Origin of the sequence: Bdellovibrio bacteriovorus (genome assembly GCF_001592745.1) — a bacterium.
In the GTDB taxonomy this organism is placed as follows: domain Bacteria; phylum Bdellovibrionota; class Bdellovibrionia; order Bdellovibrionales; family Bdellovibrionaceae; genus Bdellovibrio; species Bdellovibrio bacteriovorus_B.
The window spans coordinates 19,674-40,501 of sequence record NZ_LUKD01000001.1; the positions used below are offsets into that span (position 1 = coordinate 19,674).

20 protein-coding genes are annotated in these 20,828 nt (G+C 45.8%); 10 read left to right on the forward strand and 10 right to left on the reverse strand.

The window, feature by feature from the left end; genetic code table 11:
* Nucleotides 1-16 precede the first annotated feature (16 nt).
* The 3 genes from AZI87_RS00070 to AZI87_RS00080 form a co-directional block, all read right to left on the reverse strand.
* Nucleotides 17-1,099, reverse strand: a complete 1,083-nt coding sequence (locus AZI87_RS00070) for an endonuclease/exonuclease/phosphatase family protein (RefSeq protein WP_063204425.1) — start codon at nucleotides 1,097-1,099, stop codon at nucleotides 17-19.
* Between the two features lie 133 nt (nucleotides 1,100-1,232).
* Entirely contained in the window at nucleotides 1,233-1,880 is a 648-nt protein-coding gene (locus AZI87_RS00075) for a hypothetical protein (protein ID WP_063204426.1), read from the reverse strand.
* Nucleotides 1,880-2,917, reverse strand: a complete 1,038-nt coding sequence (locus AZI87_RS00080) for a SurA N-terminal domain-containing protein (RefSeq protein ID WP_063204427.1) — start codon at nucleotides 2,915-2,917, stop codon at nucleotides 1,880-1,882. Before AZI87_RS00080 ends, AZI87_RS00075 begins: the two co-directional genes overlap by 1 nt.
* Nucleotides 2,918-3,092: 175 nt before the next feature.
* Here AZI87_RS00080 and mreC point away from each other — a divergent pair, with 175 nt between their 5' ends.
* The 7 genes from mreC to AZI87_RS00120 all read left to right on the forward strand — a co-directional run bounded on the left by mreC (nucleotide 3,093) and on the right by AZI87_RS00120 (nucleotide 10,720).
* Nucleotides 3,093-4,142 (forward strand): rod shape-determining protein MreC, encoded by a 1,050-nt coding sequence (gene mreC, locus AZI87_RS00085; RefSeq protein WP_063204428.1) that lies wholly within the window; start codon nucleotides 3,093-3,095, stop codon nucleotides 4,140-4,142.
* Nucleotides 4,139-4,675, forward strand: coding sequence for a hypothetical protein (locus AZI87_RS00090; protein WP_063204429.1), 537 nt, complete (start codon nucleotides 4,139-4,141; stop codon nucleotides 4,673-4,675). The genes mreC and AZI87_RS00090 overlap by 4 nt, the downstream gene beginning before the upstream one ends.
* Entirely contained in the window at nucleotides 4,672-6,663 is a 1,992-nt protein-coding gene (gene mrdA / locus AZI87_RS00095) for a penicillin-binding protein 2 (protein ID WP_063204430.1), read from the forward strand. Before AZI87_RS00090 ends, mrdA begins: the two co-directional genes overlap by 4 nt.
* A gap of 2 nt (nucleotides 6,664-6,665) precedes the next feature.
* The gene (rodA, locus tag AZI87_RS00100; RefSeq protein ID WP_063204431.1) at nucleotides 6,666-7,790 is read left to right on the forward strand and encodes a rod shape-determining protein RodA; all 1,125 of its coding nucleotides are present in this window, start codon (nucleotides 6,666-6,668) and stop codon (nucleotides 7,788-7,790) included.
* 681 nt (nucleotides 7,791-8,471) lie between these two features.
* The gene (locus AZI87_RS00110; protein ID WP_063204433.1) at nucleotides 8,472-9,191 is read left to right on the forward strand and encodes a lytic transglycosylase domain-containing protein; all 720 of its coding nucleotides are present in this window, start codon (nucleotides 8,472-8,474) and stop codon (nucleotides 9,189-9,191) included.
* 177 nt (nucleotides 9,192-9,368) lie between these two features.
* The gene (locus AZI87_RS00115; protein ID WP_063204434.1) at nucleotides 9,369-10,043 is read left to right on the forward strand and encodes a hypothetical protein; all 675 of its coding nucleotides are present in this window, start codon (nucleotides 9,369-9,371) and stop codon (nucleotides 10,041-10,043) included.
* 32 nt (nucleotides 10,044-10,075) lie between these two features.
* Complete coding sequence (locus tag AZI87_RS00120) at nucleotides 10,076-10,720, forward strand: iron-containing redox enzyme family protein (RefSeq protein WP_063204435.1); 645 nt, start codon at nucleotides 10,076-10,078, stop codon at nucleotides 10,718-10,720.
* Nucleotides 10,721-10,795: 75 nt separating this feature from the next.
* On the opposite strand, the gene AZI87_RS00125 is transcribed toward AZI87_RS00120, so the two are convergent.
* The 3 genes from AZI87_RS00125 to AZI87_RS00135 all read right to left on the reverse strand — a co-directional run bounded on the left by AZI87_RS00125 (nucleotide 10,796) and on the right by AZI87_RS00135 (nucleotide 13,121).
* Nucleotides 10,796-11,467, reverse strand: a complete 672-nt coding sequence (locus tag AZI87_RS00125; protein ID WP_155722463.1) for a hypothetical protein — start codon at nucleotides 11,465-11,467, stop codon at nucleotides 10,796-10,798.
* Nucleotides 11,468-11,675: 208 nt separating this feature from the next.
* Complete coding sequence (gene trxA, locus AZI87_RS00130; RefSeq protein WP_041874691.1) at nucleotides 11,676-12,002, reverse strand: thioredoxin; 327 nt, start codon at nucleotides 12,000-12,002, stop codon at nucleotides 11,676-11,678.
* Nucleotides 12,003-12,074: 72 nt separating this feature from the next.
* Nucleotides 12,075-13,121, reverse strand: coding sequence for a hypothetical protein (locus AZI87_RS00135; protein WP_063204437.1), 1,047 nt, complete (start codon nucleotides 13,119-13,121; stop codon nucleotides 12,075-12,077).
* A gap of 128 nt (nucleotides 13,122-13,249) precedes the next feature.
* On the opposite strand from AZI87_RS00135, the gene lptF reads away from it, so the two are divergent.
* Nucleotides 13,250-14,353 carry an LPS export ABC transporter permease LptF gene (gene lptF / locus AZI87_RS00140; protein ID WP_063204438.1) on the forward strand — a complete coding sequence of 368 codons (1,104 nt, stop codon included), beginning with the start codon at nucleotides 13,250-13,252 and terminating at the stop codon, nucleotides 14,351-14,353.
* A 172-nt stretch (nucleotides 14,354-14,525) separates the two neighbouring features.
* Here the strand turns inward: lptF and AZI87_RS00145 are convergent, their stop codons facing one another.
* The 3 genes from AZI87_RS00145 to AZI87_RS00155 are packed head-to-tail and all read right to left on the reverse strand — an operon-like array spanning nucleotide 14,526 to nucleotide 17,695.
* Nucleotides 14,526-15,473 (reverse strand): DNA-processing protein DprA, encoded by a 948-nt coding sequence (locus AZI87_RS00145; protein ID WP_063204439.1) that lies wholly within the window; start codon nucleotides 15,471-15,473, stop codon nucleotides 14,526-14,528.
* 42 nt (nucleotides 15,474-15,515) lie between these two features.
* On the reverse strand, nucleotides 15,516-17,138 hold the full coding sequence (locus AZI87_RS00150; RefSeq protein WP_063204440.1) for a LysM peptidoglycan-binding domain-containing protein: 1,623 nt from the start codon (nucleotides 17,136-17,138) through the stop codon (nucleotides 15,516-15,518).
* A 29-nt stretch (nucleotides 17,139-17,167) separates the two neighbouring features.
* Nucleotides 17,168-17,695, reverse strand: a complete 528-nt coding sequence (locus AZI87_RS00155) for a tetratricopeptide repeat protein (protein ID WP_063204441.1) — start codon at nucleotides 17,693-17,695, stop codon at nucleotides 17,168-17,170.
* 315 nt (nucleotides 17,696-18,010) lie between these two features.
* Here AZI87_RS00155 and AZI87_RS00160 point away from each other — a divergent pair, with 315 nt between their 5' ends.
* The gene (locus tag AZI87_RS00160) at nucleotides 18,011-18,913 is read left to right on the forward strand and encodes a ComEC/Rec2 family competence protein (protein ID WP_063204442.1); all 903 of its coding nucleotides are present in this window, start codon (nucleotides 18,011-18,013) and stop codon (nucleotides 18,911-18,913) included.
* Entirely contained in the window at nucleotides 18,910-19,626 is a 717-nt protein-coding gene (locus tag AZI87_RS00165; protein WP_155722464.1) for a hydrolase, read from the forward strand. The genes AZI87_RS00160 and AZI87_RS00165 overlap by 4 nt, the downstream gene beginning before the upstream one ends.
* A 10-nt stretch (nucleotides 19,627-19,636) precedes the next feature.
* On the opposite strand, the gene AZI87_RS00170 is transcribed toward AZI87_RS00165, so the two are convergent.
* Nucleotides 19,637-20,641: an extracellular catalytic domain type 2 short-chain-length polyhydroxyalkanoate depolymerase gene (locus AZI87_RS00170; RefSeq protein ID WP_253696271.1), complete on the reverse strand. Its 1,005-nt coding sequence runs from the start codon at nucleotides 20,639-20,641 to the stop codon at nucleotides 19,637-19,639.
* Nucleotides 20,642-20,828 lie beyond the last annotated feature (187 nt).

The following is a 20,828-nucleotide window of genomic DNA, read 5'->3' on the forward strand; positions in this document are numbered from 1 at the left end:
AAAAAGAAGCAGGCACCTATCGGTATTTTTCGAAGTAGGTGTTGAATGTGCCTTGGCGGTTTTTTAGTTGGGTTGAAAGTTCGTTGATCATTTGTGCGTAGCCTTCGAACTCTTTGGCGTCTTCTTGTTGAAGGATGTAGCTCGCCACCGCTAAAGTTTCTAAGGCTTCGGTGCGACGTCTTTCGATGTCGTTAGCGTCAGTGATCGATGTTGTTGGTTCGACTGAAAACTTCACGCGCACGCCGAAGTGATCCGACCAGGGTTTGCGTGGCGTGCCGCGCATATTCACTTCACCTTCAAGAGCTTTTAAAGTCGTTCCTGAATTTCCAACGTTTGAGAAGAAGATGTAGTCGAACGTGTGATCGCTCAGCATCCATCCCAACGGGTTTCCTGTGCAGTAGGTGCAGAAAGATTTGGGATAAGCTCCACCGAAGTATTCTTCCATAGAGTCGTGAGCTCCTAAAGTCAGCATTAAAAATTTTCTTTCAACGCTATCGATATCCGCATTGAAATCTCCGGATAAAACTAACTTTTCGTCTTGATGCTTAAGTCTCCAGCGCAAGATATCCAGGATTTGTGTCAAACGAACAGCGGGCGACGTGGGATGCAAGTGCGTGTTGAGGAAAAAGAAATCCTCATCGATACCAAAGAAGCCCGCACGCACCACGTGATATGCCTTTTTCACATTAAAAGCGACACGTACCGAATCCAGGACGCCGCCCTCGTTATTCACCTGGAAGTCTTCAGTTTGACTCCCCTTCACATCGGCCATGAATAAAGACATCAAACCGATACGGGACTTTTTATTGGGGGCACTGATTTCGTATTGGCGATTCAGATTGTTTTCAATTTGTTGAATATGCCCTTCATTCCAAACTTCTTGTAAATGAACCACATCACATTTAGGGATGGATTGAAGAAATCCCGTCATTCTTTCAGTGCGTTCTTCCACTTTAGAAGCATAAATCGGACCGTAGGCATTGAAGTTTTGTAAGCAGAATCGCGGAGGATTTGGATCGGCGGTAAAATACATTTCCGCACGCGCACTTTGAGCACCTAAAACAAGCAAACCCAGAGTTAACATCTTTGAAAGAGTCATCACGTTCCTCGCCGACAAAAAGTCTTACGGTGATCTATTCAAGTTCCATACAAAGGCGAGCGGCTTTTTAATTTGAAACCGGCTGTCTAACTTTGAGACAGGGCGACTAATTGGCAAAGGACTCGAGGCTTTTTTAAGGAAGGATCAAGCTGTGGCCTGAGGTTAAGAAATCGACCTTCACTTGTTCCAGGAAACTCTGTGAAGAGAGCTCGGTTCCCACCCATGAACGGACTTCATCGAAAAAACCATCACTGGTCATGTGCGAGGCCGACTTTAGAAGTTTAAATCCCTCGTGACGATAGTCATCTTGGTTCAAACCATACTGAGCATCGTGTCTCCAGATGAAGTTGAGCTTGAGAAGCTCAAACTGATTTTCAGGGGGCAAGGATTCAAGATAGTGAGAGTAAGAAAATCGCGACTGCAGCAAAGTCATTGTGGCATCCCAAGAAAAGCTCCAATGACGTTCTTCCCGAAAGTTCAGACTGTAAAGCTGTACTTCAGACGCCTCGGCTCTGTGATTCAAAAAACTACGGGCCTCATCAAGAACAGCCGCCCAGGTGGGATTTAAAATTTCGGTTTCCGCCAACCAACTCTTTGATTCTAAATGATTCTTTAATTCGACCAACCATTGATCGACCAAAACCAAATTGACGGACATTCCCGACAAAGGATCGACCGGAGCATGAAATCCTGCAGACACATAAAACAAGAAACCCCGTCGTGCAGACAGGGCTCCTTCGATAACTATGCTTAATGGACTTTCACGAACGAAGCTGAGCATTAGTTCAACTGCAAAGCTTGTGTGTTCATCGTCACGTGAGACTTCGAACGGAACTGGTTCACCCAAGCCTCAAACATGCCGTCACCGCGACGTTTTTGAAGCATTTCTGGAGCCATAGGTTCAAGAGCAGTTACTTGCTCTACTTTTGTTTCTTTTAATTTTAGTACGTACTTCGCATTGCCATCACGGACCAGACGTTTCAACAAAGGCTCTGTCTTTTTAAGTTCGAAAACCGCTTCAGTGGCAACCGAGCTTGTGATTTTCGGGAAAGTCTCAGCGCTCAACTCAACAAAACCGGTTTCTTCCCAAGTTGCTTTCAACTCTTTAAGTTGCGCGTTCACGGCCGCTTCGTCGCCCTTAGCCAAGGCTTCGTCCAAAGCTTTCACAGCTGCGTCAGCTTTTTCCTTAGAAAGAGCTTTTGTCGCCGCTTCCGAATCAACACGAGCGAACATCACGTTGATCTTTTGAGATTTCAACTCTTGAATCTTTTTAAGTTCGACAGCTGTTGGTTTTGCAGCCAACTCAAACATCTGACGCGTGCGCACGTTGGCGATATCTTTACGAACCTTGTTTTCGAAATCACCTGGAGTTGAACGCGTAGACTCAAGATAACGGCTGTAGAACTCGCGTTGGAACTGTCCGTTCTGTTGGAAAAATGGAATGTCTTTAACGATAAAGTTAGCAACTTCGGCGTCTGTTGTTAGAATGCCGTTTTTCTGTGCAGCTTGAGAAACAAGCTCCATGCGCACAAGATTCTCAAGAGCCTGCTGGCGAAGCAGTTGACGCTGAGAGCTAAAATCCATCTGGCTTCCGAAGAGGTTTTGGTAGTACTGCTGAATACGGTTTTCTTCCTGCTGGAAGTCAGCAACAGAGATCAGGCTGTTATTCACACGCGCCACCGAACCAACACCTGCACCCAAGCGCCCCGGCAATCCGAAAAACACGAATACCAGAATGATCGCGCCGAAGAGAATGATAGCTGTCACACTCTTACCAGAGAGTTTTCTCTTCATTTTATCAGCCATATTTTCGCTCATAAACTTTATCCTTCCTTAAACAACTTTTGAAAGCGGTTCCATTACCCAACGAATTTTGCATTTTTTCAAGGGGAAATTGTTGAAATAATTGGTTCTTTTGACTAGCGTTTGAATATTACCACGAGGACGCACTTTCAGAAATCGCGGTAACCATACACAGCATAGAGGGGAACCTTTGAACTTTTTCAACTTTGATCTCAAGAAACTTGTGATGATCGGGATTGTTTTGGCTTTGCCACTAATCTCTATCAACATGCAGCAAAGACCTCAGGAATCAAACTGGCTTTCGAAACCATTTACGATGTTGGCTAGCGCCGTATCGGAAACATTTTACGGCTTCAGTCATGGTGTCACTGATACAACCGCCATGTACGTCAATCTTATCAATATCAAAAAACACAGTGAAGAATTAAAAAGCACCAACAACGAGTTGCAAGCGCGTTTAGAAAAAATGAACGAACTGCTTCTAGAGAATGATCGTCTTCGTGGCTTGCTGACGTTTAAAGAGCAAACGAAAATGAGCTTGATGGCCGCACAAGTGATCGGCCGCGACTTGGTTATTGATCACAACACGGTCACCATCAACAAAGGAACCAACGACGGCCTGAAGGCCGGCCAAGCTGTTATCACGACCGGTGGTGTTCTAGGTTACATCTTTAAACCTGAACCATTCACTTCGCATGTAATGTTGATCACGGATCGTTACGCCGTGGTTGATGGTTTGATCCAAAGAACGCGCGCGCGCGGTATCGTCGAAGGAAAAAGCCAATACGCTAGCACTTTGCAGTTAAAGTACGTGGAGCGTACGGAAGACGTGCAGGAAGGCGATATGGTTGTTACCGGTGGCTTGGATAATATCTTTCCAAAAGGCTTCCCTGTCGCGGTGGTAGAGTCCGTTGAAAAGAAAACTTTCAGCGTCAGCTTGAAAGTTGATCTTCGCCCGGTCGTCGATCCTTATAAAGTTGAAGAAGTGTTTGTTGTTCTTTCCGCCGCTGCCGAAGACTTCGGAGACAAATATGCTCCCCAAGCAGCCACAGAAGGTGACACAGTCGAAGGCGCAAACGGAGCAGCAACGGCGGCTCCAGTTGCTACCCCCGCTGCAAGCCCTGCGGCGACTGCCAAACCAACTGCGACAGCAACACCGGCTGTAAAACCGGTAGCGAAACCTTCGCCAGTGGCAACTCCAGCGCAAACTCCTAAAAAGCCTGAGGAGAAACCACAGTGAAGATCCGCTGGAATGCTATTCTGAATTTTCTCGTATTATTTGCGGTCTTAATTTTGGTAGCAGGCTTACAGACAACTTTTTGGTTCGAACTTTTTGGGAATGTTCCTTCTCCCCTCCTTTGGTTGAACCTTATTGTGTATGTGATCCTTTATCGTAAACCGTTCCCGGCCATTCTCACCGTATACGCGATGGGCTTCATTTTGCTGTCGTTCACGGCAATGCCTTTAAAGATGATGTGGATTAGTTTATTAATCCTCTTCACTTTGGTCTATGCGATCAAAACACGCGTCTTTTGGAGTGGCTCTGGATATTATACAATCATGTGCGGATTCTCAGCCGTCGCCTATCACCTGATTTATTTCTTCTCTTCGATGGTGTTAGAAAAAAATCCTGCGAGCTTTGAGATTGTTGATCGCTTAGTACAGATTGTTCTTACTCCATCATTTGCCTTCCCGATGTACTGGATCTTAGCAAAAATCGACAAGATCACTCAGGATGAACTGATGCACGAGCCTGGGGGATTGGAGTTATGAGTACTTACGTAAGTAATCCGGATGAGGCAAAAGAGTACCACAGCCGGTATAAAATCTTTTACATCGCTATTGCGTTTGCTCTGACTATTTTCTCGATCCGCTTGTGGTATCTGCAAGTGATCTCGGGAAATGAGCTGCGTGAGTTCTCGGAAAAAAATCGTATCAAGCAAAACAAGATCACCGCTCCCCGCGGATTGATGTTGGACCGTGATGGAAAAGTTCTGGTGGAAAACCTGCCGGGCTTTGAAGCGATTCTTTCTCCTCAATATATTGAGAACTTGGAAGAGCTTTCAAAAACTGTAGGACCCGTGCTAGGCATGGAGCCAGACAAAGTCGTTTTGAAAGTGACAAAGAGCCGTCGTCAAAACGGACCGTTTGCACAGATTCGTCTGAAAGAAAACTTAAGCCGCGAAGAAGTCTTCCGTCTTAAACGCATGCGTTTGGATACACCGGGACTTGAGATCCGTGAATCCATCGTGCGCTACTACCCTCTTAAAGATAATGGCGCACAACTTTTCGGTTACGTCGGCGAGATCTCTAAACGTCAGCTTCCCGTTCTGAACGAGCTTTACAAAGGCACGCTGCTCTTTGAACAAGGTGATATCATCGGTAAGAGTGGTTTGGAAGAGACCCTGGAAAAAGACATTCGCGGTGCGGATGGTGTCAGCTTTATTCAAGTCGATGCCCACGGACGCGAAACTGTCACCCAGACTCCAAATATTTACGGTGAACAAATCAAAGACTTGATTCCGGTTCACGGTAACAACGCTGTTCTGACTATTGACCGCGACATCCAAGAGGCCGCTTTCAAATCCTTCATGGCACTAAATCGTATTGGCGCCGTGGTCGCGATGAAAACAAACGGCGAGATCTTAGCATGGGTCAGCACTCCTTCTTTTGATCCGAATGAGTTTTCTACGGGTATTTCGGCGCAGACATGGTCCCGCTTGATCAATGATCCGTTTAAGCCACTTCGCAATAAAGTTATTCAAGATCATAACTCTCCCGGTTCAACATTTAAACCGTTAGTGGCGGTGCCGGCACTTCAAGAAAAAGTGATAACGCCGACAACGATCGTCAGTGCGCCTGGTGTGTTCTACTTTGGACGCCGTCCTTACCATGACCACTTAAAAGGCGGTCACGGTAACATCACGGTTTATGAAGCTTTGGAAAGATCTTCAAACGTGTTCTTCTATAAGATGGGTATCGCGCTGGGTGTAGATAAGATGTATGACTACATCAGCCTTCTGGGTATCGGTCAAAAAACCGGCATCGAACTTTCTCGTGAAGTGTCAGGAACGATGCCGAACTCGGCTTGGAAAAAAGCCACTGTCGGTGAAGAATGGCAACCAGGTGAAAACTTAAGTACTGCGATCGGGCAAGGTTTCGTCAACGTAACACCTTTATCGATGGCGATTGCTTACAACTCAATCGGCACTGAAGGAAAAGTTGTTAAGCCATTCTTGGTTCGTAAGATCATCGATCAGGATGGAAAAGTTTTGCGCGAAAACTTCCCGCAAGTGGTGCGCGATCTTCAACAAACTCAACCCAACGGCGTGCATATTTCTCCAGAGACTTTCAAAGTCGTCAAAGAAGGTATGCGTCGCGTGGCCAACGGTGATCGCGGTACGGCGAAACACTGGAAAGTTCCTGGCGTGCAGATGGCTGGTAAAACCGGCACCGCGCAGGTCATGGGCTTTTCTGCAGATCAAATTTATGCAAAGTGTGAAAGCCGTCCTATTCACATGCGCCACCACGGTTGGTTCGTGGCGTTTGCTCCGGCAGACAATCCCGAAATCACGATTGCCGCTTTAGCAGAACATTCGTGTCACGGCAGTACGGGAGCCGCTCCCATCGTCCGCGATATCGTGCAAGCCTACTTTGAGAAATATCATCCTGAGGTGATTGAAGCCGCGCTGAAAGCCAAAGGGCAAAAACGCGCTACAGCTCCTACAGGCCCTATCCCTGAACCTGCAGAAGGAGAATAAGGGTGTTTACGTCGTTACACGTTGAAGAGCGAACACTCTTCAAAAAATTAGATATCAACTTAATCATCGTCATCTTGGCGTTGAATGTGATCGGTCTTATCAATCTGTACAGCGCCACTCACGGCCCGACAACGGTCGACGTGGCTTCGCTGTTCATTTCTCAGATCATGTGGTTGGCCGTTGGTTGGACAGTATTCTTGGTGGTGACTTTATTAGATTATTCCGTCGTCAGCAGGATCGCCCTGATCGTCTACGTTCTTAATCTGGGAGCTATCCTGTACGTAACCTTCTTCGGTAAAGTGGCTTTGGGAGCCCAACGTTGGATTGATCTTGGATTCTTCCGTTATCAACCTTCAGAAACAATGAAGTTAGCACTGATCATGTTGATGGCCAAAATCCTAGCAACCAGAAACACTCACGGCCCCGGTATGGGACTGAAAGAGTTGATCGGACCTTTAGTAGCTCTTTTAATCCCATTCGGTCTGGTTGTAGAACAACCTGACTTAGGAACCGCGATGATGCTAGCCGCAATCGGCGGGTCGATGCTGATCTTTGCAAAAATCAGAAAGAGCATCTTAGCAACAATCATCGTTCTAGGAATCATCGCCCTTCCTATTGCATGGAAGTTCGTCCTGCACGACTATCAAAAAAATCGTATCTTCACTTTCCTTTCTCCAGCTAGCGACCCCAGAGGAACGGGATACAACAGCATCCAATCCAAAATCGCCGTAGGCTCTGGCCGCTTCTTCGGAAAAGGCTTCATGAAAGGAACTCAGTCCCAACTAGAATTCCTTCCAGAACGCCACACCGATTTCATTTACTCAGTACTTAGCGAAGAACACGGCTTTGTAGGAAGTATCGCCGTCATCGGCCTGTTCGCGTTCCTCTTCATCACAGGAATCAGAATAGCCACCAACGCCCGCGACAAATTCGGAGCCCTCTTAACCGTCGGCGTCCTGTGCTACATCTTCTGGCACATGTTCGTAAACATAGGAATGGTCATAGGCCTCCTCCCCATCGTAGGCGTCCCCTTACCACTCCTCAGCTACGGAGGCTCCTCCATGCTAACCACCATGGCCGGCCTAGGAATAGTCAGCAGCGTAGCCTACCGAAGATATCTATTCTAAAAAAGAAAACAAAAAAGCCCTTCAACAGAAGGGCTTTTTTTATTTCCAAAACGAACCGCGCTGAACGACAAAAAATATCTTTCGTTTTCATCTCAACATCTTCGTTAGACTTTCAACATCGACCACCCTAGCTTTTATTTTCCTAATTCCAAGAACACTAAATTCGTTCGAGCTTCAAATCCTCAACCAAAAAAACGCTGATCGACTAGTCATATAAAGCGATCTCAAAACGAACAACCTTCAAGACAGTTCGAAGCAACGAAATCCGCATCAGCACAGCTTTCCCTTTGTGGGAGGGCTTTATGGATCTCGTCCGAAGCGAGGCCTTCGGCGGCGCAGGATGCGCGAACCGCGCGAATGCGCGGCGCCGATTGAGCCACGACGGCGTGCCTCGCGAAGAGACGATAGCCATAAAGCCCTCCCACAAAGGGAAAGCCGTCGCCCGAAGCGATTCCGGCCCCACAAAGAACCGTCTCACCAAGAACGCCTCGAAAAGAGAATTCGTCCTAGAACGACTAACCAATGATCAGACACCGTCAACACATTGGTTGACACCCCTCCAAGCCAGCTCAAACCAATCAACTTTAATAGGCGCTTCATTCTAAGAATCCAAGAAAAACAAAAGCTTACACCGACGGCATGACCCTTGAACTTACCTACTTACATCAGGAGGTAGCGGTTATGAAAACGAAACATCTCAATACAGGAAAAGTGATAGCAGCCGCAACGCTCACGTTGGTTCTTTTTAATAACTTCGATTTCGTTCAATGGCCTGCCGTGAACAAGATCGGTATCGAAAGCGTGAATGAAGCTTCTCGCATCTCGCACGCTAAAGAACTATTAGGTTCAGACTATAAAGGTAGCGGTGCCCAAAAAGTAGAAGGCACTGCGACTTTGAATGAAATGATTTACGATAAAGTGCAAAGCTCTTTAGCTCCTCGCTGGAAAGGCCAAGCACGCAATATCTCTCGCACTGTTATTACTGAAGCAGCGAAACACAATTTAGATCCTGTGTTTGTTCTTGCAGTGATCAAAACAGAAAGTAAATTCAATCCATTGGCTTTGGGTCGCTTCGGTGAAATTGGTTTGATGCAAATTAAACCTGACACAGCAGAATGGATCGCGAAAAAATTCAAACTTCCTTGGAATGGTAAGAAGACTTTGGAAAACCCTTCTGCCAATATCCGCATCGGTCTTGCTTACATGAGCTACCTTCGCGGCAAGTTTGACAAAAAAGCCGTGAAATACGTTAGCGCGTATAACATGGGACCATTGAATGTGCGCCGCCTTCTTGCCAAAAACATGAAGCCTGCGGAATACAACTCTCGCGTGATGAAAAACTACGGCGAAATTTACGCGAAACTTTCTAACAGCACAAACATGGTTGTCGCGTCTAACTAATGTTCTAGCTTAGGAGAGAGAAGCACTTTTCTCTCCTAAGCCTTTCTGCAAATTTCCACTTTTTATACGCACCAATAAAGTACGGAAACATTAAATTTAAGTACGTATCAAATTCACTCTTCAAAGAAAATTGATTCCTCCCGAAAAGCTTCTATCTGAACATTTTGGGGGAATTTCATGAAGTATCAGTACTATCTGTTCAACCCACGTATACTCACTGACGAAACAGCGAAACTCACCAATCAGGTATATGAAACTTGGAAACAAGTTTACGACGGAATCTTTGAGTCTTTGCATACGGACGACTTCTATCGCAACGAAGTCATCACCTGCCTAAAGGATGTGGAGACTGACGAAGTCTTAGCCTTCCACATGTACAGCGTTTTTGACGACCGCGCGAGCTCTCACCTAGAGCATCGCTATATGGAACCCTTCACGCCTGAGCTGGTTAAAAAGTTTCAAGCCGAAGGGGCCCATACCTATATGTCGCTTGAATATTTAGGGGTGAATACTTCTTACCAGTTAAGCAAGCCCGGCTTTAAGGTCGCCGATATTATTAGCGCCCTCAGCATGAAGGCCTTTGAGGCGTCCCCGTGGGATGGCCTGCTTGCCGTCGCTCGTATGGATTATAAGATTCATGAAAAAGCCCAACGCTTTGGCATGCGCCCGATGGGCGAAATCATGCGCGGAAAATATCCGTGTCAATTATTGTTCTTAAAGAAAACAGAAACCAAAGAACTCTCCGACCCGTTTTTAGCCAAAATGGTGAACGAACTTTGGAATGCAAAAATCAACCACACTGATCTCATCAGTGATCAGCCTGTTAAAAAACGCCATTTAAAAATTGCTTAGTCATTTTTCAACTTAAACCAAATGAGGGACGTATGGAGAAAAAAAAATTAGCTACGATCATGGATCGCGAAATCAAAGCCTTGGGTGACAAAATCATGGATTGCCCTTGGGACAATCCGGACTTTTATAAAAACTGGCTGGCGCAGACTTATTATCTGATTCGCCACACGACAAAGTTTTTGGCTCTTTCAGCGGCTCGCCTGCCCGTGGATGATCGCGATCACCACTATGCCATGCTTCACCATATCCAAGAGGAACTGAATCACGATTTCATGCCTTTAAAAGATTTAGAAAACATGGGCGGTAAGCTGGAGCAATATCCCGAGCTGCCAGAGACCGAGATGATCCGTCAATTGCAGTATTACTGGATCGAGTTTGAAAATCCACTTTCACTCTGTGGATACGCTTTCTTGCTTGAAGGCGCAGCGAAGTTCCACGGGCCTAAGCTTTTAGAAGTGCTTGAAAAACACTACGGAAAAAAAGCGACGGTGCACTTAAGAGTGCATGCGGTTGTCGATCAGGATCACTATGAAGAGGGTCAAAAATTCTTGGAACTTTTAAGTGAAAAAGATTGCGACTATATAGCCAAGAATATGCTGCAATCGGCGGTCCTTTATTCCCGTATGGTCGAAAGAATGGCAGAACAATGTAAAACAAAGGCACGCAAAGCCGCATAAACAGAACACGAATTCAAAAATAGAAAAGGCACCCCTTGGGTGCCTTTTCTATTTTAAGAATCAACAATTTAAGAACTAGTTGTGAACTGGTTCTGCGGTCTCAATCACCAACAAACCTTCAACACGTTTGTTGCGCTTCAAAGGACTGATCAATTTCACTTGTTGCATGAATGATTGTCCGTCTTCTTTCACTTCTTTTAGAAGATGCGGCTCGATATCAGGAACATGGCTGTCAGGGATTTCACCTGTAGCTACCTTCACGCCCAGATCGAAAATCTTCATTGTCATCGCAGCATTGCGCTCATAAAGATTCCACCACTCGACAGAGTACAGCTCTTCCAAAGTGTAAGAGCAGCATTCAAAGAATTTGAAATTGCGGTAAAGCTGTTTGTTATCTACAGAATAGATTTCGACAAGATTTTCATCCGTCATGTGATTGAAGACATCCGCACGAGGAATGAAATCAAGTTTGCGGAAGGCTCTCCATACGAAACTTGAGTTGTCTTTTAACTTATAACCTTCTGCAATTTGTTCTTCACAAAGCTCTTTGAAGAAAGTGATGCTAGTAACGATCTCTTGCATTTTTTCGTAAGAACATGCTTGAAAATGAGGCAAACCTTCAACGTAAGGTTTTCTGTAAACACCCTCCGTAGCAAACATCATACAGATTTTTTGAGATGCAGCTTTGAACTTCTCAACGAGTAAGGCCACATCTTGCTGGCGAACTTCAACAACTTCAATAGACATTTCTAACCCCTGCATACACTCACCTTATGTGAGTAGTTCAAAGATAGCCAGCAATTTGCCTTTTGTCCAATCAGACGGCTCAGCAAGTTAAATCTTACTGAGTTGCAACGATTGCGGACACCAGGGAAAAATTAACGGGGTTTTGACATAAAAAAACCCCGCTTTTTTACAAGCAGGGTTTTTGTTTACTTCGCTCTGTCGAGGGAAATTATACGTTCTTGTTCAAGAAATCCAAGATCGCATCTTTCGGGTGGTTACCAACAAGTTGACCCACTTCGCTGCCACCTTTGAATAGCAACATTGCTGGAATTCCGCGGATACCATATTTACCTGGAGTTCCTGGGTTCTCATCAACATTCACCTTTACGATCTTCACTTTTTGACCCAACTCTTGAGCGACTTCTTCAAGCTTAGGAGCTAGCGCGCGACAAGGTCCGCACCACTCAGCCCAGAAATCCACTAGGACGGGAGTTGAAGAGTTAAGTACTTCTGTTTCAAATGAACTGTCAGTGACAGGTTTCGTAAATGTGCCCATGAATGGCCTCCGTAATATTCTCTTACTAATTTGAACATCAAAAGGTCTATCGTCAAGGTATGCGCGGAGCAATTACTTTTTAAACAGCGCTTTGGCGAACTCTTGGCGTAACTTATCGAGATCGCTGAGGTTTTGACCATCCCAATGAGCGGCAAGCTCTCTTTGGCGTCGACGCGCCTCAACTCGGGTCACGGTGCTTTTCGGAGAGACCTTCACATCTGCGACGATATTGCTGTATTTAGAGACACGGTCCTTAAGACCTTCTTCCGCCTTTTCAAGATCGGCCTTGGCCTTCGCCTGAATTTCCGGGGCCACATCCGAAGAGCCCGTTACAGCAAGACTCTCGTCTTCGGCCGCCGTATTATCAAGAACATCCACGCGCTCCACTTCAGGAGCACCGCCACCTAAAAGTTCGCGCTCCAAAGCCTTCAAATCAACATCCGGGAACGCCGACTCTTCACTGTTCGTCGATGCTTTTTCCGACGTGGCTTCAGACATGCGATCGCCAAACTTAAAAGAGAATTTTTTCGTCTCTTCTTCAGGGTTTAGCGTGAACTGTTGAGATTCTTCGTGAATTCTTTCTGACTGCAAAGAAGCATCGCCAGTGCCTTCTTCAGCACCCTCGGGAACGACACCTTTAACGTAAATAGCTTCGTTTTCAGTTCCGGCCTTACCACCGACAATGCTGTTACCGCCCGCCTTCTGCGGACTTTCCACATGCATGGCTTTATTCAAGCGCTCTAAAAGAACCGCTTCATCATGTCCTAAGATTTTTCCAATCACTTGAACAAGTCTTAAAGGAGCTACAGGGGCTTCAAGAATCATATCTACGCGAATGCGGATCAACTCTTGTGGATTGGGTTTGAAGTTTGCGGGAAAAATAAGCACAGACTTTCCCTGCCAGCGCGTCATCTCTTTCAAACGTTTGCCAACGCCCAACGAACTGACTTTACCACCCTTCCCATTACCAACAACAAGATCCGGATTGAATGCGAGCATCTGTTCTGCGATGGAATACTCGCTGGAAAGACCAATGACATCGAAGCCCACTTTTTTCAAAGTCGCCTCAACAGACATAAGATCTGCGTAATCCTCGTACACCAAAAGAATCTTGTTCATACATCTATTGTCGGATATGCAATGGATCGGGTCAATATCGCAGAGACAAACTGTCTGTACTAGACGATGGACGCGATGACTCCTTTAATTCGGCGGACTACAATGGGACTTCACAACGGAGACTGCTTTTGAGTATCTTTCACGGGAAAAAAGCTGCGCAGTACATTTTTTTTGAAATGCTTCCCAGCTTCATTTTGGGACTGATGGTCTTTATTTCGATCATCCTCATGTTTCAGGTTTTGCGCCTGACCGAATTTGCTCTGGTCCACGGCGTGACTCTTAAAACCATCGCCGAGATTATCGGTTATGTTGTCATTTCTCTTTTGCCAGTGCTCTTTCCGATGGCCTTGCTCTTTTCCGTTCTTTTAACCTACGGAAGATTGAGTCAAGACTCAGAAATCGTCGCGATGAAGGCGTCGGGACTTCCGATGGGCACACTGCTGTTGCCAGCAGTTGTGTTATCGCTTTTTGTCGGCGCGATTTCAGCTCAGATGTCCTTCAACATCGCACCTTGGGGAAATCGCCAGTTTGAAGTTTTGTACTCACGCCTGGCAAACACCAAAGCCGGCGCTGTGATCAAAGAAGGAACTTTCTCTGAAGGTTTTTTTGATATGGTCGTCTATGCAAATGAAGTGAACTCGGACAAAGGCCTACTTAAGAACGTGTTTATTTACGATGAAAAAACCGGCGACGTGCCTTTGACGATCATCTCTAAAGAAGGTGAAATCATTCCCGATAAAGAGCGCCCCGGCCACGATATACTTCTGCGCCTTAAAGACGGAGAAATCCACCGTCAGGCCAAAACTCACACGAAGATCAGCTTTGATACATACGATGTCAGATTCTCTGAACCTGTGAACATTGAAGAGAAAAAAAAATCTCCCCAGTCTTTAACTTTGAACGAAGTGCGCAGCCGCCTCAAAGAAGATCTTAAAGACGAGGAACTGGAGCGCACCTTACGCACGGAATATCACAAACGCTTGGCGATCACTTTTTTATGTGTGGTCTTTGCGATGATTGGCGTGGGGCTAGGAACGACCACAAACCGTCGTGCCGCGAAGGCTGGCGGTATGATCCTATGTATTGGCCTTATCATTCTGTATTGGACGTTGTACGTCGCTGCTGAAGGTATGGCGCGCTCAGGAAGCTTGCCTGTGCCTGTAGCGATCTGGGCTCCGAATTTTATTTTTGCTCTTTTAGGTATGGAATCTTTAAGAAGGAATTGGAACTAAGACTGCGGTCGAAAATTAGAGCGATGCAGTAGCATCCATACTACCACGGTCATCCTTGACCACATCGCCCCTCCCTTAAATCAAATGGTAGGGGCATTCCCTCGACCTTGCAAAAGATTTTTTTAGATCATTTCATTTTTTTCTGAACAATTTTGGCAACTTAGATAACACACTACCGGTAGTGGTGAGCGATTTCAGAGTCTCCTATTGGTGCCGCCAGCGACTTTGAATTTTCCATTTCTACGCCAAAGTGCATGGATAAATCGTGAGCATCGCGGACCAACAATGCACCGTCCACTAACAATTCTAAGCTCCCTGTAAAGTGTGGATCTAAAGGGTGCCCCGGCACCACCCATACCGGACGTCCCAGCTGCAAAGACTGCTGTGCCGTAATCAGTGTTCCACTGCGCTTTTTGGCCTCAACCAACAAAGTCGCGCGACCCAATGCCGCGATCAAACGATTCCGATGATGGAAAAGATGCTTATGCATTTTCTGTTCGTAGGCGTACTCGCTGATGAAACAACCTCCGCGATTTAAAATCGGCGCAACCCACTCCTGTAAGTTCGCAGGATACAGATTTCCCAAGCCAGATGGCAAAACTACAACGGTTGTCGTGTCTTTGCGCAAAGCTGTCGAGTGAGATTTTTGATCGATACCGCGCGCACCTCCACTAATCACGCACGGCTTTTCTTTATCACAGAACGGAGCAAATTCTTTTTCCATCCACTGCATTGATTCAAATGTCGGCTCGCGACTGCCGACGACGGCTAGCGTGCGTTCGTTGAGCCATGCAGGTGACCCTAGAAAACTTAACGTCAAAGGAGGCTCCTCCATCCAATAGCACGAAGAAGGATAAAGCGCTTCGCCATAGCAAACCATCTGCACCCCTTGAAGTTTTAGCTTCACGGTTTCTTCGCAGTGATTTTTAAAAAGCGTGTGATTCTTTTGTAAGGCCGTAAAAAGATCCGGCGATAGGATTTTTAATTCATCCATCAATGTTTCTGCATCCAGACGGCCCGTGCCCCCGAGTGTACGATACAAATGCAAAAGAGAATCTTTTTGAAGAGTGTATAATGGATGAGACTTAATAATTTGCGATAAAGAATAAAGATCGTTCATAAGCAAAAAGCCCCTGCAATTCGCAGAGGCTTTTAAGCTTCATTATAATTCAAGGTCTAAGTCGTCGCTTCCGGATTCCGGTGAGCTTTCAGGAGTCGCAGTCGGTGCATCTTCAAAATCTTTTTCGAAATCTTGATCCACCGCAGGTTCCGTCTGACTAGGAGCTGCGACAGGCTCCGTATAGTTCGTCGCATGCGACGTTGCACTTCCCACATAGTCGCCTAGCAAAATATCTTCAGAAGCTTTCGTGATATAGGCCGTCGCAAAGTTTCCAGAGACTTTCACAATTTTTGCTGTGCCAATCATACGGTCATTCGTCAAAGCATTATTCTTTCTATTACGAACACGCTCATCCGCGAAGATGGCTAAAGTTTGACCTTCTTGCAATCCTTGATTTGTTCCCGCATCTAGGAACACCAATGAGTTCGAACCAAATAGTTTTCTTTTTGCTTCAAAGTGTCCACCCATGATTTTAGCGCCCACTCCCGAACTCACTGCTCCTGGAGAAGGATCAATTACAGGCAGCTTTCCTGGCGTTAAAACCGCACCCACTTGAACGGGCTGCAGAGATCTTTTAACAATCGCGCGATAGATGTTTTTTTGATCATTCACACGCTCTAAAATTTCAATCTCGCCTTGGATTTCAACCATATGACCCATGCGACCTTTTTGCGCAGGATCTGGCACCGTTCCGACGTTTCTTTGCGCCACGTATTCTTTAGAGCCACCGCCATTTTCAAGCTGCACGAAAACATACTGGTGCTCACCGGCTGTTTTCATATCGAGCTCTGCTGCAGTCACTACACCTGCTCCATACGCCGGAGTATCTTGGATGTAATATTCTAGATTTTCTAAAGCTGTCGGGAACTGAGTTTTCGGCAGCTCTACTTGCAGTTGCACTTTAGCTGCTCCCAATGCCCCCATGCGGTACTGAGGCAAACTTGGTGGCAACGATTTTAAAAGGGGCGTTTTTTTGCGAGCCCGTGGAATTGTTCCCCCAACGGCAGCATTTCCCGCAGCGGCGGCCTCTTCGTTGCCATTACTTGCTTTTTGGTCAATGACTGCAGTTTCACCGACATCCAAAGTCGGCGCATCATCCATGCTGCCCGGGAAGAATTGCACACTCATCCCTGGATCAATTTCATGCGGATTTAAAATCTGTCCTTTATTCAAAGACCAAATTTTTGGCCAGAATAAAGGATCCCCGAAGAAAGTTGTGGAGATACCGGAAAGTGTATCTCCTTTTTGAACTTGGTAAGTTTCTGATTCACGAGCACCTACGGCTTTTTCCCACGCTTCGACAGAAGTTGGCTGCTCGTTGTAGGTTTTGTAAATGCGGTGAAATTCGGCTTCGCGAGAATAATCCGGTTCACTTGTTCCAAAAGTTGTTGGAGCAGCATCTGGCGTCGTCGGTGGCAAATCTGTAGCGGCTGGCGTAGAAATGTCTTCAGCAGGAATATCCGGCGCAGGAGTTTCCGCAGATTGTCCAGACTCATCAATTTCTTTGAACTCAGGAACTGTCGGTTCCACTGTTTCTTGAGGTTGCTGAGGTTCTAACACATCCAAAGGATCTGACTCCCAAGTGGTATCAGGAGGTGTGTCTTGCGCCTGCGCAACAAGTGCACAAAAAATCATTGCTAAAAGAACCGAGAACTTTTTTTTCATCACTTATGCGTCCTTGCGAAGTGAATTTCTTATTTCGTCATTCTGATTTCAGCGTCAGCACGGAAGGATTCCGGGCTGCCAGGATATTTTGTGCGCACTTCTTTCAAAGTCATGAGCGCATATTCCGGCAAGTTCATGCGTTTGTACGTCATGGCTTTTGCGAATTTTGCCGCCGCCACTTTGTTGCTGCGAGGATATTCTTTTTCAATACGAGCAAAGTATTTTACGGCTTCTGCGAAGTTGTTGTGATCCACGGCCATGCGACCGGCAAGAAAAAGTGCGTTGTCCGCGTAAGAACTTTGCGGAAATCTTGAAAGCAAGCTTTGCAGACGACTCTTAAATGCAATTTCATCGTCATTCTGATAAGCGCTTACCATTTCAGCATAGAGTGTGATGTCATTTTCTTTAGAAATGTCTTTTCCTGTCAGCTCCACCAGCAAAGACTCTTGCTGAAGTTCTTTCGCTGAAAGCTTTTGGGAAGATGCTCCAGGCTTCGCTAATACTGTCAAAGGAAGGGTCGCAAGGACCGTTGCTGCTAATAGTCTAAGTTGCTTCATCTCTCGACACCTCGTGATCTTTCTCCAGTATGACACGCATTGAGAAGTGCAAACAAGCAGGAGTTATCCACATAAAATGTTGAGTTATTGTAATGCTAGACCTTGGACCTGTTCATTTTCAAGGGTTTCAGCGAAATGCACACTCCTTAGGCATGGTATAAGCATTTGAAAACACTCAATAAAGTGCGATTACAGCGGCGTAATTAAGCTTGCAAATTTCAGATCTTAAAATCCGACCTCAGGAGACGCGCGGACCCAATGACAGAACATTTTAGAAATTAGGTGCGTCATTAAATTTGCTAACTAGTTGTAACCATGATTGTTCTTCTTCTTCTTGCTTTGAGCTTAAGCACACCACTTCCCAGCACTTTGCTAACGAACACATCAATATTCAGTGAAGAAATTCAGAGAAAATGTTCACAGACTCTCCCAAAAGATTCGCAACACTTCAATGCACTGAACTCTCTTGTTTGTGGCGAAAAAATCACAGACAAAGATTTGCGCGAAAATTTGCGTAAGACATCGCTCATTCATATCTTTGTGGTCTCGGGTTCTCACCTGCTTTTACTTGATGAACTCTTAAGCATTTTGCGAATTCCATTCTGTGTAAGATTTTTCTTTATGAGTTTTTACTCCATCGTCGTTGGCTGGCAAGCTCCGGCCGTGCGTGCGCTTTTAGGCATGTGCAGTCGGCGTCTTCTTCATCGCTCTCGCATCTTTCTTCCTAAAGACCTGTGCGTGCTCGTAGCGGGGTTTCTGGCGCTGATGCTATTCCCCGCTTGGTGGAACTCATTGTCTTTCCTAATGAGCTGGTGCGCCGCTTTGGCGCTGACGGCTCCTGATGTGCTGCGCATTAGGAATTCTTGGGCGCGCGGATTTTTAACACAGTTTTCGATTTTCTTTTTTATGAGTGCGCCACTCTGGGGAATCGGAAGTCTGCATCCTTTAAGCATTCTTTATAATTTATTTTTAGCGCCTGTCGTCTCCTACATTCTTCTGCCTCTGAGTTTTCTGGTTTCGGTGTTTTCGTCTTTGGTATTTCTGTTTGATTTTTTTATGGATCACTTCCATCACATTCTTTTTGTGCTATCAGAGCCGATTGAGTTCGCAGCTCGCCAGACCCCAGATATTCGTCTTCTTTGGTGCTGGATTTTATTTTGGCATGTCGCCTTTCATTTTCTGCGTCTGCATCTTTGGCAGGGAAAGGATCTAACATGAAGGGCTTCATCTTCTTTTTAATTTTAGGAAGTGCCAGTCTTACCCAAGATTTTCCCGCGCGATCGTATTTCATTGTTTGGAATGTGGGACAGGGGCAATGGTTAACGGCCGTAACGCCCAGTGAGTGTCATCACTTTGATATGGGTGGAGAGTTCTTCCCTTGGGAGAAAGTTCTTCACCAGTGCGCGAATAAAGACAATCGGGCTTACTTAAGCCATTGGGACTGGGATCATGTCGGAGCTTTAAGTAAAACCGCAAAGATCGCGCGCTTTGAGAAATTCTGCATTCAATTGAAGCCACAAGGAAAAAGTTCGCGCGGAAAAATGAAGATGTTGAAAAAATATTCGGAGTGCCCTTCCCGCCCAGAGTTTTCTTTATGGTCCCCGAAAGCCGCAAAGAATTCAAACGAACTGAGCCATGTCGTTGCCTTCAAAGAATATTTGATTCCCGGAGATTCGACCTCGAGGCAGGAAAAAGTCTGGAGTTCTTTAAAAGCGTTTCGAAACAGCCATGTCTTGATCCTTGGACATCACGGCAGTCATACTTCCACTTCAGAAAAACTTTTAAGCTCATTACCTGAATTGCGTATGGGAGTAGCATCCGCGCGATGGTCCCGCTATCGCCATCCCCACAGCGAAGTTCAATGGCGGCTGCTGAAAAGAAAAATCCCCCTTCTTCGCACGGAAGATTGGGGGAATATTTGGTTTGAATGATTTTGAACTATTAAGGCGCGATGGTTTGAAGCATTTTCTTCAAAGCTTGCATTTGCTTTCCGGATTTAGTCATGTAGTCAGCTCCGGTGAAACCAAACCAATCCCAGCACGCATACGGATTGTCTTTTGAAACTTTTGCGGACTGGGGATAAAGAACGATGATGTTATTAGTTTCGGCCCAGTCGTTGTATCCGGCTAATGTGGCGAACTTATCTTGAATAAAATCCGGATTCATTTGGCAGCCGTGAAGTGCGATATGCAGACGACACTTTTCACCTTGTTGGCAGTTTGACGGAACATAGACCCAGCCCTCTCTATATAAAGGCGTAGTTTCATCGCCGAAATCTTTTTGCGAAAATTTGTGCAAATGTTTTACGTCGGCGACTCCCCGCTCTTGCAAAGTACCGTAGGCCGATTTTAGAATTTCTCCTGCTAAGTCAAAATTGCATTTTAAAAGCCATGGAAGAAATCCCATTTGGCAGGGATTACCCGCAGTCAAAGTGGGAAAACCGTGAGCCGCCTCGACACTTTTTTCGACGAGGATTTGCGATGTCGGTATAAAAGCACGATAAAACTCTTCTAACTTTTCTCCATTACCTGGATGAATAACGGCATCTTTGGGACTAGCAAAAATGTAAACTTTTTGGCGCTGCATATTTGCGACGGGATCAACAACTCCCGTCTGCGCCAGTTTTCGCACTTCATTCACTTGCACTTCGGATTGAATATTGTTCGGTTGCTTCATGCACCAGGTTTGTGCTTTTTGAGAATCCCCTTCGGCACACCAATATATTCCACCGGCCACACTCGCGACAGAGGCAAAGTCTTTTGAAAAGGCTACACCGAGTTGCACTGCCATAAAACCACCGGAAGAAACTCCGGAAACAGAAATCGCACTCTTATCGATATTGTAGGCTTTCAATGAGTCGGCTTGTGGTGTCGGTGGCTCCGCTTGGAGGGCCTTCGCCAAAGACAATTGAACAAGCATTACCAGAAAAAATAGAGATACTTTCATAGGAATCTCCTTACCGCTTCGAGTGTTCGTGTTCCGCGAGTTCCTGTCAATGAGGACAACTCGGGTTGACGGATGTTTGCTCACAAGATTTGTCACTTTTATTTTAGCTTTAGACGAATTCGTGGTGAAAATGCGCTTTAAAAGGATTTGAGTAAGGACTCAAGTTTGCACCAACACTCACGGCACT